The sequence below is a fragment of the Fundidesulfovibrio butyratiphilus genome, assembly GCF_054657235.1.
In genome coordinates this window covers 551,683-565,303 of sequence record NZ_BAAHXA010000003.1, presented here as the reverse complement: position 1 = coordinate 565,303, position 13,621 = coordinate 551,683, and the positions used below count along the sequence as shown (strand labels likewise).

Here is a 13,621-nt window from a genome sequence, read left to right as displayed (position 1 = left end):
ACTTTCGAGAACGTGTTGGGAAACGTCCTTTTTGCGCGGGAACACACGAGGGGCGAGCCTGTCGTTATTTGGCATCCTGGTGCTGTCGGTTTTGCTGCTGGCGCCGTTCGTGGCGGGCGCGGCCTCCGACTCGCAGGGGCGCAAGCCCGTCTCTTCCGCGTCCGGCGCGGAGGCGTCCAGGCCGACGCAACCCGGTGGATCCGGGGTCTTGAATCAACTCAAGGAAATATCGGACCAGGTGCCCACTCCCATCAAGACCGAGCAGCTCGACCGCGCCGGCGAGAAGATCGGGCTCAAGATCGGAAAGTTCGAGCAGTGGGCCGCGCCGATTTTTGGCGGTTGGATCAACCAGGAGGTCTTGCGAGGCGTCACCTGGTTTAAGATGCTGGCCTGTGTGGCGCTGTTTCTTCTCGTGCTGGTGACGGAACGCGCGGTGCGTCTGGGCATCAACCGCTGGTTGCAGCGAAAGGCCGGTATGTCCGGCCCCGTTTCCTGGTCGACCCTTTTCGTGCGCGGGGTCAGCAAACCGCTGTCGCTGTTTCTCTGGGCTTACGGCGCATACGGCGCGATTTCGCCGTTGTTCTCCCGCGTGGCCAACCGGGGCATACCACAAGAGGCGTATCGCTGGATCAAATGGGGGACGGACCTCGTCGGCTCGGTCGCGGCGCTGTGGTTTCTCTACCGCATGCTGCACCTGGTGGATTATCAGGCGAACAGTTGGGCGCGAGGGCAAGACCATCAGTTGGCCAAGTGCGTTCTGGCCCTTTCCCGAAGGTATCGCTCGCCAGTCAAGTTTCTCATCCTTTTGATCTTCAGCCGCATGGTGACTCCTTTGTTCGGCTTGCCCGACTCGGTGGAAGACGTGCTCGGCCAGGGATTCGGACTGTTGCTGATCGCATCCATCGCCTGGTTGACCATACAAACCCTGGGGGGACTGGAAGAGGTCTTTTTGAGCCGCTATCCCCTGGACGTGGCCGACAATCTGCAAGCGCGCAAGATGCACACCCAGGTGCGTTTTCTCAAACGCATGGGCATCGTGCTGGTGGTGGTGATATCCGGCGCGTCCATGCTCATGCTGTTCGACAGGGTTCGGCAGTTGGGCACAAGCATTCTCGCATCCGCCGGCATTGCGGGCATCGTGGTCGGCCTGGCGGCGCAACGTTCCATCACCAACATCCTGGTCGGGTTGCAGTTGGCCCTCACGCAACCCATCCGACTAGACGACGTGGTGATCGTGGAAAAAGAGTGGGGCCGCGTCGAGGAAATCACCACGACCTATGTGGTGGTGAAACTCTGGGACCTGCGACGGTTGATTGTCCCCACCACCTATTTCACGGAAAAGCCGTTCCAGAACTGGACCCGGGTGTCCTCCGAGCTGCTGGGCACGGTTTTTCTCTATACGGACTACACCGTCCCGGTGGAGGCGGTGCGCGAGGAATTGGCAAGGGTGCTGGCCCGGTCCAGGTGGTGGAACGGCAAGGTGGGGTCCGTGCAGGTGACCGACTCCAACCCGCAGGGCATGCAGGTGCGGTTGGTGGTCAGCGCCGACGACGCTTCCGCCACATGGGATTTGCGCTGCGAGGTCAGGGAGAAGATGATCGCCTTTTTGCAGGAGCGGTTTCCCCAGAGTTTGCCCAGAATCCGCGCCGACCTGCGAAACGGGGAGCCCGAGAGCGCAAACGACGACGTTTCGGGCTGATGGGCGTCCATATCGGCGATGTGCGTGGGAAATCCCCCTGCCGCTTCCCCGTTTGGGTGTTGCCTCCTGCGGGCTCCGGGCGGTACAGCGGCTTTCCGCCCGCGGACCGGAAGCCCCCGGACTGCGAACGGCACAACGCGACAACTGCGCCGCGCAAATGGCGAATGTCGAACGAACTCGGGAATACGCTATGGACTTTGTAATTGAAGCCGAGGGGTTGCGCAAATCCTTCGGGGATTTCGAGGCCGTGCGGGGCTTGAGCTTCCGGGTGGAGCGGGGCGGGGTGTTCGGCCTGCTGGGGCCAAACGGCGCGGGCAAGACCTCCACCATCGCCATGCTTTACGGCCTGTCTCCCAGGACCGGCGGGGAGTTGCGGGTGTTCGGGCTGGACGTGGCCGTCCACTGGCGCGACATCCGGTCCCGCATCGGGGTCTGCCAGCAAAGCAACACCCTGGACCCGGAACTGTCCGTGCTCGAAAATCTGGTCGTCTTCGCCGGATACTTTTCCCTGGGCCGGGCCGAGGCCAGAGAAAGGGCGGCCGAGCTTCTGGAGTTCTTCGCCCTGGAGTCCAAGGCCAGGGCCGATGTGCGCGAACTTTCCGGGGGCATGGCCCGGCGGCTCATGCTGGCCCGGACCCTGGTCAACCGGCCGGAGCTGATCATCCTCGACGAGCCCACCACCGGCCTGGACCCCCAGTCGCGCCACCAGCTCTGGAACCGGCTGGACGAACTGGCGGCCGGCGGCCTCACCATCCTGCTCACCACCCACTATATCGAAGAGGCGGCCAGCCTCTGCGACAGGGTGCTCATCATGGACCACGGCAAGGAACTCGTCCACGACACGCCCGATGCGCTCATCCTCTCCCACGCGGGCCGGGCGGTGCTCGACCTGGCCGACCCCGGGCCGAAAGCCCTGCGCACCGTTGCGGAGGCGGGGCTGGACTGCGAAAACCTGGGCCGACGTGTCCTGGTCTACGGAGCGGACTTCCAGGAGTTGGAGGACCTGCGCCGGATGCTGCCCGAGGGACGCGTCACCTTGCGTCCCTCCACCCTGGAGGACGTCTTTTTGCGCCTGACCGGAAGGGGGCTGCGCGAATGAGCTTTCTGGGCAATCTCTCCTGGCGGTTGTGGCGGGTCTGGGCGCGCAACGCCCGGGTGTTCCGCCACACCTGGAAGATCAACTTCCTGCCCTCGCTGGCCGAACCGGTCCTGTATATCCTGGCTTTCGGGGCCGGACTCGGCGGCATCGTGGGCCGGATGGAACTGGGTGGCCGGACTGTGGAGTACACGGCCTTCATCGCTCCGGGGTTGATCGCGGCCTCGATCATGTGGCGGTCTTTCTACGAGACCACCTATTCGTCCTTCGTACGCATGTACTACCAGAAGACCTTCGACGCCATGCTGGCCACGCCGTTGTCCCTGGAAGACGTGATCACGGCCGAGATCCTGTGGGGGGCCAGCAAGACCGTGGCGTCCACCGTGATCATGGCGACGGTGGTGGCCGGGTTCGGATATGTGCGCTTCCCCGAGGGGTTGTGGCTGCTGGGCTTGGCGGTCCTGGGGGGGCTGGCGTTTTCCTCGGTGGGCATGTGGCTGACCGGAATCACCCCCACCATCGAAATGTTCAACTTCCCCATCTTTCTCTTCATCACGCCCATGTTTCTTTTCAGCGGGGCCTTTTTCCCCGTGGACGGCCTGCCCGCCTGGGCCGTGACCCTGGCCAAGGGGCTCCCCCTGTATCACCTGACCCTGGCCTGCCGCTGGGCCTGCCTGGGCGGCTCGGCCGACGGCGTGCCCCTGGCCGTGGCCTACCTGGTCGGATTCACCCTGGTGTTTTATCCCTTGGGCGTGGCGGTCATGCGCAGGCGTCTCATCAAATAGCCCGTAAAAAAACGGCCCGGCGGGGGAGTCGCCGCACATTCCCGCCGGGCCTGACCGCTCCCGCGTGAGGAGACACGCTCGTAAGGAGACGGGTCCGGGAGCGGTCATGGGAACGTCCGTTTTCGGGGCCTGCCGGTTACCGGTTCGCGGGTGAGGGGAGCGCGTTTTTTCCCCACCGCGTTCCGCCCGGCTCCGCGGGTCTCAGGACCGCTTCTGCCGGCCGTGGCCGGGAAGGAAGGGCGGGAGAATTCCGCCAGGCGGGCCGGGTTGAACTCCCCCGGCCATGGTCCTTCTCCGACCCGGACCATGGCCGGGGGAGCGCACGGGCGCGTGGGACGCGCGTCCTACGGCAGCACTTCTTTCTCAAAGGTGCGCCCGCCCTTGTCGTAGCGCACGATGACCACGGGCTTGCGCGGCGGACTCAAGGGGTCGGGATAGCCGATCTCGCCGGTGACTCCGGGATAGTTCCGCGTGGCGGCCAGCGCGGCGCGCACCTTGTCCGGCGCGTCGGAGCCGGCCCGGGCCACGGCGTCGGCGATGAGTCCCACGGCGTCGTAGCCCAGGGCCGCGAAACCGCTTTGGGGCTTGCTTCCGTAGGCTTTTTCCCACGCGTTCACAAAGTCCTGCACCTGGGGACGGGGATTGTCGTAGGACACGTGGGTCGAGAAATACACGCCCGGCGAGGCCATGTTCCTGATCTGGTCCAACAGCGGGGTATCGAAGCCGTCGCCGGAGAAAATCGCTCCGGTGAAACCCGCCGCCCGAAGGGCCGCCACCGTGGGCAGCACGTCCTCGGGCACTCCGGCCACGAACGCGCCCTGGCAGGTTCCCCCCGCGATGCAGTTCAGGACCGGATCGCTCAGGGGGTCCGGGTCGGAAGGGCTGAACTCCCGCTTGGCCGTCACAAGGCCGTCGTGCACCGCGTAGGCCTTGCAGAAATAGCGGGCCAGGGCCACCGCGAAGGAGGAGTCCTTGTCGGTGAGCACCAGCATGGAGCCCGCGCCCAGGCGACGCAGGGCGAATTTGGCCACGGCCTTGGCCTGGGCCTTGTCGTCGAAACAAGCCATGAAAAAGTACGGGCCCACGCTGCGGGGCAGACTGGGCAGGGTCGCGCCGGCGGTCACGAAGGGAATGCGCGCCTTGGCTGCGGCCTTGCCGGCCGCGAAGGCGTAGTCCGAGTCGTTAAGGCCGGCCATGGCCGACACCTTGGCCTTGGCCAGTTCCTGGACCGCGGCCTTGCAGCGCTTGAGGTCCGACCCGCCGTCGCGCACTTCCAGTTTGAGGGGGCGTCCCAGAACGCCGCCTTTGGCGTTGATGTGCTCCACGGCCAGCTTCATGCCTTCGAGGCCCGGCCCGTCGATGGAGGCCATGGACCCGGTGAGGTTGTACACCGCGCCGATGACCACCGGGTCGGCGGCCAGGCTCGGCCGCACGCCGAGAAGCAGGACAAGCAGGCACACGATGACGCCTGGGATCAGGCCATGCGGGCGCAGCGGATCGGGTTTGCGCGCGGTCAGAGGCGGACGGCTCATGTGCTGGACGCGTAGGCTCATGCGGGGCTCCTGTACGGGGTTCGTCATGTGTTGCGGGAGAATTCGGCGGCGGGCCGTTTCACGCCGCCTGGCGGACACCCTAGCGAGAGCGGGCGATATTTTCATTCTTTTTCGCGCGCCCGGAGCGGGGACGCGGCCGCGCCGGGCGTTTGCGGGCGCGGGGAAGGTGTTGGTCGAATTCGGCCGGTGCCGGTTTGGCGCGCGGGCGGACCGGTCAGTCCGTGCGGCGGGAGTCACACCCCGCTGCGCTTGAAGGCGACCCCAACGGTGCCCGGCGGTCGCGGGCCACGGAGTTGCCCGGTTTGGACTTGGCGAATTTTTTTACCTCCGCCGTGCGTTGGCTCAAGTCCGCGTAGGACACCGGCGTTTGAAAATCGCAGTCGAGAATGCCCACCGACATGGTCATCAGGGGAAAGCACTGCTCCACGCCCTCGCGGTTCTTGCCCACGATGCAGCCCTTGCGACGGTGTTCCTCGCGGTACAGCTTGGGGGCCTCGCGGGAAAAGGATTCCACCAGGGCTTGGCAGATGGCGTCGGCCCGGGATTTGGCCGTGATGAGCAGAAAGTCGTCCCCGCCCACGTGGCCGATGAAGTCCTGAGGCAATCCGGCCTGTCGCACCGCCTCGCGCGTGAGTTGGGCCGTGAGCAGAATGGCCTTGTCGCCCTGGTTGAAGCCGTAGACGTCGTTGTAGACCTTGAAATTGTCCAGGTCGATGTAGATCAGACTCGACGCGATGGACTCGCGCGAGCGGCGCTGGAATTCCTGCTCGATGCTCACGTTGCCGGGGAGTCCGGTCAGGGGGTTGGAACCCTTGGCCAACTCCACCTGCACCTTGGCCAGGGTGTCGAGGATTTTCTGCACCGACACCGCGCCGCTGAGCGCTCCGCCGCGCGTGATGATGATGTCGTCGTAGATCTTGTCCGGTCCCCGGTTCATGGCCATGCGGGCCGCGTCCTCGATGGGGGTGGAGTGTTCCACCACCAGGGGGGCCGAATCCATGAGCTTGGCCACGCTTTTCTTGTAGTAGAGGTCCACCCCGTACTTGCGGCTGAGCAGCCGGTCCAGGTTGTAGTTCATGATGAGACCCACGGGCCGTTCGCCCTCGGCCACCACCACCGAGCTCATGGGCGGTTTGTCCGCCAGCAGGCGTTTGACGTCCTGCACCACGTCGGCGCACTCCACGGTGGGGCACGTTCCGGCCAGCTCCCCCACCGGGGAGGAGCATTTCCATTCGCCGGCCATGGCCTGCTTGTAGCTGGCCTTGAGCGGGATACGCACGGATCGGTCCGGCTTGGGGAAGGCCGGGGCGGCCAGGTAATGGCCCTGACCGGCGTGAACGCCCATGGAAACCAGCGACGACAGGGCCAGTTCGGTTTCCACGCCTTCGGCCACCACCTGGGCGCCGGTCTTTTCGGCCATGAGCACCAGGGTTTCGATCATGACGCGCTTGAAGGGGTTGCTTTCGATGTCGCGAATCAGGCTCACGTCGGCCTTGATGTAGTCGGGCCGGAATCGGGCCAGCAGCAGGAGGTTGGAGTTGCCGGCCCCGATGTCGTCTATGGCGGTGAGAAATCCGTAGGACTTGTAGACCTCCAGACGTTCGAGCAGCCCGGAAAGCTCGCCGGGGCTGAGCTTTTCGGAAAATTCCAGCACGATCTGATGGGCGGCCACTCCGAAGTCCGCCGCAAGTTTGGCGAACTCCCCGGGATGATACGCGTGGTCGGCCAGGCAGGCCGGGCTCACGTTCAGGTGGAGTTTCTGATGCGCGGCCAGCGGTCCGCAGCCGGAAAGGGCCAAGCGCCACAGGGAGCGTTCGAACTCCAGCGCCTCGTGGGGAGCGCCCTTGAGTTCCAGCAGGTTGAGCGCCTCCTGTATGGAAAAGCCCGATCCGCTGCGGGCGAGGGCCTCCCAGCCGAGAATGGCGCCATCGGTCAGGTTGACCACCGGCTGAAAGAGCACGCCCGTGAACCCCTGTTCGAGGATGGACTTGAACTGGGGCGAGGTTTTGGCCAACTCTTGGTCAAAGGCGCGAAGCGAGAGCCGTCTGGCTCGGCAAACGGCCGTGTGCAGGGGCTTGCCGGCCGGATCGGGGCCGTCGTTGTCCACTTCGGCAAAGCCCACCAGAAGTTCCATGGCGGCGCCGCTGAGCAACGGAAGCTTGGCTCCCAGCGCCTTGGAAAGGTCCGCGCGCAGGGCCAGGTACGCGCCGAACAGGCCTATGCGTTCCCGGCCGGGATGGGTGAAGAGGAGCACGAACTCTCCGGGCATGGCCTCCTGGGCCAGAACCACCGCGCAACCGGGGAAATGGGTCTCGAACGTTTCCAGGGCCAGTTCCAGGCAGATATCGAGGCATTGCAAGCCCGTTTCCATGCCCATGCCGGAAAAGTTCAGGTGAAAATCCGCCAACTGCAAGGTGATGACGCCCAGGGGCTTGTCCAGGGGACAACTCAGGGGGTCGAAAAATGTGGCGATCTTTGGCTTGGCGTTGCCGTTGGACCGTGTGGCGGCCCCGCGCCCTTGTTCGAAGAGGTTCTTGAAGATGATGGTGGACGAATCTGGATTCTTGTTCATGCGGCCTCCGCAAAGTGTCCGCCAGGGGCTTTCGCGCCGGGATATTGCGGGCCGGGCGTTGGGGCGACGGGTATCCCCGCCCCGGGGCTCCGGTTTCCGAAGGGGAAGACGCGGGCGTGGACGCGCGGCGGCCCGGCCCGCGCCCAACGCCGCGCGCGGGAAGGGCGTTCGGCCTTTTGCATAGACCGGCCCGAAGACAAGAAGCCAGTGACATTTATGCGACAAATCCCGAACTGGTCGAGTCTGTGTCGGCAGGGATGAAACGTCGTGTGACAATCGTGTGACGCCGGCTCGGGGAGGGCTCGAGGAGGCGAAAAAGCGGATGTCCGAACGGCTAGAACTCGAAGGTTTCCTCCTCGTGCAGCAGGTGGAAGGAGTAGCCGTCCAGGGCCAGGTGGAGTTCTTCCTGGATTTGTTCGGAGAAGGGGGCTTTCATGTGGTAGATGAAGACCTTGGGCCGGTAGGGGAGCTTTTCCAGCTCGCGGCGCAGGAGTTTGGGGGTGAGATGCTTGGAGATGTGGGCCAATTCTTCGAGGTGGTTGGGAAACGAGGCCTCGGTGATGAGATTCTTGACCGGCACGGACAGGGAGTCGAGAAACCGCCACCACGCGTCGTTGGGGCCTGTGTCGCCGGTATAGGCCAGCACTTCGTCGCTTTCTTGTCCCCACAGCACGAAACCCGAAGCCGCCTTGGCGTGGTTGACCGGCGCGGTGGCCAGGGTGAGCTCGCCGAGCGCGATCGGGGTTCCCGGCTGCAGGGGCGCGTAGGTGAGTACGGGCGACGTGGCCGGAATGACGGTGAAGTCCGGCCAGATGGTGTCGTTGAGCAGATGGGTGGATATGGCTTCGAGCACCTCGGGCAGGCCCCGGATGTTGACCGGCGGACGGTCGTGCCCGGAAAAGAATTCGATCAGGTTGTCGGCCAGAAAAAGAATGTCCTTGATGTGGTCGAGATGGGCGTGGGTGACGCAAATGTCCGTGATGGCGGCCTGCTGCGCCAGGGAGAGGTTTGATGTCACGGACCCCGCATCCAGGAGAATGTGATCGTTGATGAGAAAACTCGTCAGGTGATGGCCTGGCAGGTCGGAGCCGGAGCACCCGAGTATGCGCAGTTTCATGACTTCTCCTGCGGAGGGGGGTGGGGGGATGGGCCGCGAACACAATATCGGAAAAATATTGGTCTGGAACGGGGCCCGCTGTCAAGGCCGGGCCAAGAATCTTGACCCCCGCGACGCCCTGGGCTACTCAGGCGACGCCTTGGGAGTTTTTCCGCGAAAAGCCTGGGCTGCTTCCGTCGAAAATTCCTTGCCCGAACGACGCGAAGCGGGACAAGCCCGGGGATTTCGGATATTGTCGATCCGACGACGTTACGCGGCATTAGCTCAGTTGGATAGAGCATCGGCCTTCAAGAAGGAGTGCCTTTGGGGAAACCCAAAGCGTAGAACCGGCCAAAGTCGGGGAACCCTTCCCTGCCATGCGCAGGATGGCGATCCCGAGCCAAGCCCGTCCGAAGGGACGGGAAGGTGTAGAGACTAGACGGTCGGCGCCTAAACCCGACGCTTGCGGGTAGGGCGAAGGGATAGTCCAGACCACGAACTTGCCGGGGCAAGGCGGGGAAATCCGAAGTGGTATGCTAAGCCGACGGTCGGGGGTTCGAATCCTCCATGCCGCGCCATTTTTCAAAGGGTCTCCATCACATGGGGACCCTTTTTCGTGGCGTCGGCCCGCTTGGCGGGCTGAGACGCACCGCCCGCTCCCCGGGCGCGCGCCCGGCGACTTTGACCTGCTGCCATCTGACCGGTTTGATGCGGTCCGCTCCCCGGGCGCGCCCGGGCGATGTCTCCCCGCTTCAGGCGGGCGTTTGTCCGGGGGGCGCGTCGTCGTCGCTTTCCCATTCCGGCGCCATGTTGAGCCGCACCAGGCGGGCCGGTCCCGGTCCGGTCTCGACAATGTTCAGGCAGCCCGCATCCTGGGCCAGGCACATCACCCGGGTGAGGGGGATGCCCATAAGGCGGCAGACGAGCGCCCGAATGAAACCGGCGTGGGTGACTACGAGCAGCGGCCCCGCCGGCAGGTCGCGGGCCAGGGTCAGAACCTCGCGCAGCGCGGCCTCGGCCCGGTCGGCCAGGTCCGAAAAACTTTCGCCTCCGGTCGGGCGGAACCCCGCGAAGTCGCGGCCCCTGGCCTCAAAGTGTCCAGGATGACGGTCGCGTACCTCTTCCACGCTCAGCCCCTCCCACTCGCCCAGGTCGATCTCGGCCAAGTCGTCCAGCACGACGGGGTGCCGGTCGCGCCCGTCCAGCACGATTTCCGCCGTGCGCCGCGCCCTGTCCTGGGGAGAACACCAGGCCCCGGCAAAGGCCGTACGCGCCAGGCGCTCGCGCCACAGGGCGGCCTGGGCCAGTCCCCGGGCGGAAAGGGGGCGATGGCGGCGGCCGGTGAACCGCCAGGGCGTTTCGGGTTCGGTGGCCGCGTGGCGCAGGAGGTGGACCAGGCGTTTCATGCGACGGGCTTGCCCGCGGAGCCGCGCGCCGGAACGCGAACGGGGTCGGCTGCCCCTTGTGGCGCAGCGGCGGTCGACGAACCGCGAACCGGGGCTGGCGTGTCGCCCGTTTCGGGCGCGCCCGCCCGGTCCGGGGCGGTTCCCGGGCGCGTCCGCAGACAGCCCCGGGCGAGAATCTCGCCCAGGCTCAGGCCGGTTTCGGCTTCGATCCTGGCCCGCATGGCCAAGGCCCGGTCGCGCCGGCCGGTGATGGCGGCCACGGCTTCGGGATCGGCGGCGAAGCGGTCGAGCTTTTCCTGAAACCGCGCGGCCACGTCCACCATGCGGTCGCCCGAAGCCAGCTTGTCGGCCAGATAGACCACCTCGCGCTCGGTGACGGGCTGGTCCGGCGGCAGGTCGATGTCGCGGTGGGCGCGCACGACGGCCGCCGCGTCGGGAAACCCCGCCTCGTCCAGCAGACGTCCGCCCTCGGCCTCGTGATTCTTGCGCCCCTTGGCCATATCGTGGAGCAGGGCGGCGTTTTCGGTCAACTCCAGGTCCAGGGGAGGGTGGCGGCCGGCGTCGTTGAGAGCCCAGGCCAGGGCCAGGGCGGCGCGGGCCACGGCCCGGGCGTGGGCCAGGCCGCGCGGGGGCATGGCGTACATCGTTAAGAGCGCCTCGGTTTCGGCGGCGCTCGGACGTCCCAGGCGCGACGCCCGGACCTGGGCCTGGCGGTATTGGTGGGGGTGGTCCTGGTCGTGGAGAATGTTTTCGTCCGCCACGGGCACGTCCAGGCCTCCGTGGCGGGCTTCCAGCTCCTCCAGCGCCGCGCGCAGGCCTCCCGCGCCGGAGAAATCCAGGATACGTTCGATCCAGGCCCCAGGCAGAAGCGGCGGATGCCCCCGCTTGCCCCCCAGCGTGGGATGGATGGCCATGTCCCCGGCAAAGGCCCGTATCAGACGCGAAATCGTGACCGGCCGCACCAGGGGGATGTCCACGGGCAGGACGAACACCCCGTCCGGGCGGGGAGAGAGCGCGGCCAGTCCAGTCTTGAGCGAAGTGAACATGCCCTGCCGATAGTCGGGGTTGAACAGGCACGCGATGCCCAAGCGTTTTGCTTCGGCCCGAACCTCGTCGGCGCGGTGGCCCGCGACCACAGCGATGGTTTCCACACCGGCCCGGCGGAAGGCCTCGACACACCAGGCCAGGGCCGATCGGCCCTCCAGGGGCAGCAGGGGTTTGAAATCCCCCATGCGCGAAGACAACCCTCCGGCCAGGATCACGGCGGCCAGACGCGGGGTCATCGCAGGGTTTTTCCCGCCCGGAAGGCGATGAGCTGGCCCACGATGCTCACCGCGATTTCTTCGGGGGTCTGCGCGGCTATGGCCAGGCCGATGGGGCAGAAAACCCGGTCCAGATCGGACTGGGCGAATCCCTGCCGCTTGAGGGAGTCGTAAATCGCGTCGCGTTTGCGCGTGCTGCCGATCATGCCCACGTAGCCGGCCGGCGAGCGCAGGGCCTGGGCCAAGACCACGGCGTCATGGGCGTGCCCCCGGGTGATGACGGCCACGAAGGCCTCTGGGCCGAGATGCAGCGGCTCCAGACAGTCGGAAAGGGGACACACGAGGATTTCATCGGCTTCGGGAAAGCGCTCCCGATTGGCGAACTCCGGCCGGTCGTCCAGCACAACCACCCGGAATCCGCATCGGGCGGCCAGGTGGGCCGTGGCCCTGGAGACGTGTCCGGCCCCGGCGAGCACCAGGGGCGCGGGAGCGGGCAAAGGCTCCGCCAGCCAGTCGCCGTCCGGGGCTTTGACCATGCCGGCGCAGCGCAGGTCCGCGACCTGGGGGCCGAAACGCATGGCGGCCTGGTCGGGAGTGATGTCCCAGGGGGGAGCGGACGTGGGCCGGGACGTATCGTCGCCGGGGCCGGCGGTCGGGGCGAGGGCCTTCGGGGGCCAGGGCGCGGCCAGAAGGCGCTCTCCGCCGGCCAAAGGCGAGGCCAGCAGGCAGGAACGTCCCGCCGTGAGCCGGGCCAGGAGCTCCCGGAACACCAGGGCCTGGGGGCCCGGGTCCACGCGCTCCACAAACACTTCCACATGGCCGCCGCAGATCATGTCCGCGCCGGCGGCAAGCACCTCGGAAAGATCGAAGGAAAGCAGACAGGGCTTGGACGTGGGGTCGTCGAGCATACGCCTGGCGGCGCGAAGGGTCTCGGCCTCCAGCAGGCCGCCGCCCACGCTGCCGGCCATGCGGCCGTCCGGGGCGAGCAGCATTTTGGCTCCGGCCGTGCGCGGGGCCGAGCCCGCCTGGGCCGACACCGTGGCCACGGCCACGCAAAGCCCCTGGTCCAGCCAGGAACAAAGGGTCTTGTACAAGGTTCTCATGGTTGGTCGGTTCCTCCCTTGGGGGGGGCGCTCACGCGAAAGCCCCCCGGAACGGGTTCGATGCGCCCGGACAGGGGCCCCAGACGGCGCAACGGGCTGCCGCACGGGCAGGGGCCGGCGAGCAGACGGCCAAAGTCGCCGCTGCGGTAGCGAATCAGCGGCATGGCGCGGCGGCCCAGGGCCGTGAGCGTCACTTCCCCCGCCCCGCCCGGCTCCACCGGGGCGCCGGTCGCGGGGTCGATGATCTCCGCGAAAAGGTCGACTTCGCGCAGATGGTAGCCGCAATGGGCGTCGCATTCCACCCCGCCGCCGAAACAGGTTTCGGTCAGGCCGTAGTGGGCGAAGATCTCCACGCCGGCGCTTAGGGCCAAGACACGCAGCTCGGCGGCGACCGGTTCGCCCGAGACCAGGGCGCGGCGCGCTCCCATCGCTCCGGGACCCGCCGCGCGCAGCAGGACCTCCAGTTGCGAGGGCAGGGCGGCCAGGCAGTGGGCGTTGCGCTCGCGGGCCAGGCGCGAGACCCGCTCCGGGGGCAGGCCTTCCGGGGCCAGGACGGGTGTGGCGCCGATGCCCGCGAGGGCGCGGGCCAGCAGGTCGGACGCTCCGTCCGGGCGGCGTCCGGGCAGCAGGATGAGGACCACGTCGCCCGGCGAGACGAAGCCGGAAAGACCGACGCGAAAAAATTCCAGGGTGTCGGACAGGTCCCGGGACGAGAAGAAAATGCGCTTGGGCGCTCCCGAGGTGCCGGAAGTGTTCAGGGTGACCACGCGTTCCACTTCGCCCGGCGTGACGGCGAGCATGGCCTGGCCGTGTTCGCGAATGTCCCCGGCGCTGAGCAGGGGCAGGGCCGCGAGCAACTCGGCGGGGTCTTGGCTGTTCGGCAGGGCGGCCGGCAGGCGCTCGGCGTAAAACGGGCTGTGTTGCCTGGCGTGCTTCACGATGTCGACCACGCGCGCGGCCTGCCAGCGGGCCAGGGCGTCGGGGGCCGGAGCCTGGTCCTCCGGTTGGCCGATGCGCCGGGCGATCCAGGGATCGAGCGTCGAGGCCAT

Annotated in this window: 10 protein-coding genes; 3 read left to right on the top strand and 7 right to left on the bottom strand. The window is 66.7% G+C overall.

What is annotated here, in order from left to right:
• The first annotated feature begins 208 nt into the window (after window positions 1-208).
• From ACYQ01_RS18635 to ACYQ01_RS18625, 3 genes are all read left to right on the top strand, one after another.
• Window positions 209-1,699 (top strand): mechanosensitive ion channel family protein, encoded by a 1,491-nt coding sequence (locus tag ACYQ01_RS18635; protein WP_459935322.1) that lies wholly within the window; start codon window positions 209-211, stop codon window positions 1,697-1,699.
• Between the two features lie 190 nt (window positions 1,700-1,889).
• Window positions 1,890-2,798 carry an ABC transporter ATP-binding protein gene (locus tag ACYQ01_RS18630; RefSeq protein WP_459935321.1) on the top strand — a complete coding sequence of 303 codons (909 nt, stop codon included), beginning with the start codon at window positions 1,890-1,892 and terminating at the stop codon, window positions 2,796-2,798.
• A complete protein-coding gene (locus ACYQ01_RS18625) occupies window positions 2,795-3,580 on the top strand; it encodes an ABC transporter permease (RefSeq protein WP_459935320.1) in 786 nt (261 codons plus the stop codon). The genes ACYQ01_RS18630 and ACYQ01_RS18625 overlap by 4 nt, the downstream gene beginning before the upstream one ends.
• A gap of 344 nt (window positions 3,581-3,924) precedes the next feature.
• Here ACYQ01_RS18625 and ACYQ01_RS18620 read toward each other — a convergent pair whose 3' ends face one another.
• From ACYQ01_RS18620 to ACYQ01_RS18590, 7 genes are all read right to left on the bottom strand, one after another.
• On the bottom strand, window positions 3,925-5,133 hold the full coding sequence (locus ACYQ01_RS18620) for an ABC transporter substrate-binding protein (protein WP_459935319.1): 1,209 nt from the start codon (window positions 5,131-5,133) through the stop codon (window positions 3,925-3,927).
• A 214-nt stretch (window positions 5,134-5,347) separates the two neighbouring features.
• Entirely contained in the window at window positions 5,348-7,705 is a 2,358-nt protein-coding gene (locus ACYQ01_RS18615) for a GGDEF domain-containing protein (RefSeq protein ID WP_459935318.1), read from the bottom strand.
• Window positions 7,706-8,039: 334 nt separating this feature from the next.
• On the bottom strand, window positions 8,040-8,822 hold the full coding sequence (locus ACYQ01_RS18610; RefSeq protein ID WP_459935317.1) for an MBL fold metallo-hydrolase: 783 nt from the start codon (window positions 8,820-8,822) through the stop codon (window positions 8,040-8,042).
• A 731-nt stretch (window positions 8,823-9,553) separates the two neighbouring features.
• The gene (locus ACYQ01_RS18605; protein ID WP_459935316.1) at window positions 9,554-10,207 is read right to left on the bottom strand and encodes a histidine phosphatase family protein; all 654 of its coding nucleotides are present in this window, start codon (window positions 10,205-10,207) and stop codon (window positions 9,554-9,556) included.
• Window positions 10,204-11,490, bottom strand: coding sequence for a DVU_1551 family NTP transferase (locus ACYQ01_RS18600; RefSeq protein ID WP_459935315.1), 1,287 nt, complete (start codon window positions 11,488-11,490; stop codon window positions 10,204-10,206). The genes ACYQ01_RS18605 and ACYQ01_RS18600 overlap by 4 nt, the downstream gene beginning before the upstream one ends.
• Window positions 11,487-12,572 carry an XdhC family aldehyde oxidoreductase maturation factor gene (locus ACYQ01_RS18595; RefSeq protein ID WP_459935314.1) on the bottom strand — a complete coding sequence of 362 codons (1,086 nt, stop codon included), beginning with the start codon at window positions 12,570-12,572 and terminating at the stop codon, window positions 11,487-11,489. The genes ACYQ01_RS18600 and ACYQ01_RS18595 overlap by 4 nt, the downstream gene beginning before the upstream one ends.
• Window positions 12,569-13,621 (bottom strand): DVU_1553 family AMP-dependent CoA ligase, encoded by a 1,053-nt coding sequence (locus ACYQ01_RS18590; RefSeq protein WP_459935313.1) that lies wholly within the window; start codon window positions 13,619-13,621, stop codon window positions 12,569-12,571. Before ACYQ01_RS18590 ends, ACYQ01_RS18595 begins: the two co-directional genes overlap by 4 nt.

Coding starts and splice junctions, on each gene's coding strand:
- ACYQ01_RS18630 (WP_459935321.1), top strand. CDS start 1,890: ATGGACTTTGTAATTGAAGCCGAGGGGTTGCGCAAATCCTTCGGGGAT.
- ACYQ01_RS18625 (WP_459935320.1), top strand. CDS start 2,795: ATGAGCTTTCTGGGCAATCTCTCCTGGCGGTTGTGGCGGGTCTGGGCG.
- ACYQ01_RS18620 (WP_459935319.1), bottom strand. CDS start 5,133: ATGAGCCTACGCGTCCAGCACATGAGCCGTCCGCCTCTGACCGCGCGC.
- ACYQ01_RS18615 (WP_459935318.1), bottom strand. CDS start 7,705: ATGAACAAGAATCCAGATTCGTCCACCATCATCTTCAAGAACCTCTTC.
- ACYQ01_RS18610 (WP_459935317.1), bottom strand. CDS start 8,822: ATGAAACTGCGCATACTCGGGTGCTCCGGCTCCGACCTGCCAGGCCAT.
- ACYQ01_RS18605 (WP_459935316.1), bottom strand. CDS start 10,207: ATGAAACGCCTGGTCCACCTCCTGCGCCACGCGGCCACCGAACCCGAA.
- ACYQ01_RS18600 (WP_459935315.1), bottom strand. CDS start 11,490: ATGACCCCGCGTCTGGCCGCCGTGATCCTGGCCGGAGGGTTGTCTTCG.
- ACYQ01_RS18595 (WP_459935314.1), bottom strand. CDS start 12,572: ATGAGAACCTTGTACAAGACCCTTTGTTCCTGGCTGGACCAGGGGCTT.
- ACYQ01_RS18590 (WP_459935313.1), bottom strand. CDS start 13,621: ATGGCCTCGACGCTCGATCCCTGGATCGCCCGGCGCATCGGCCAACCG.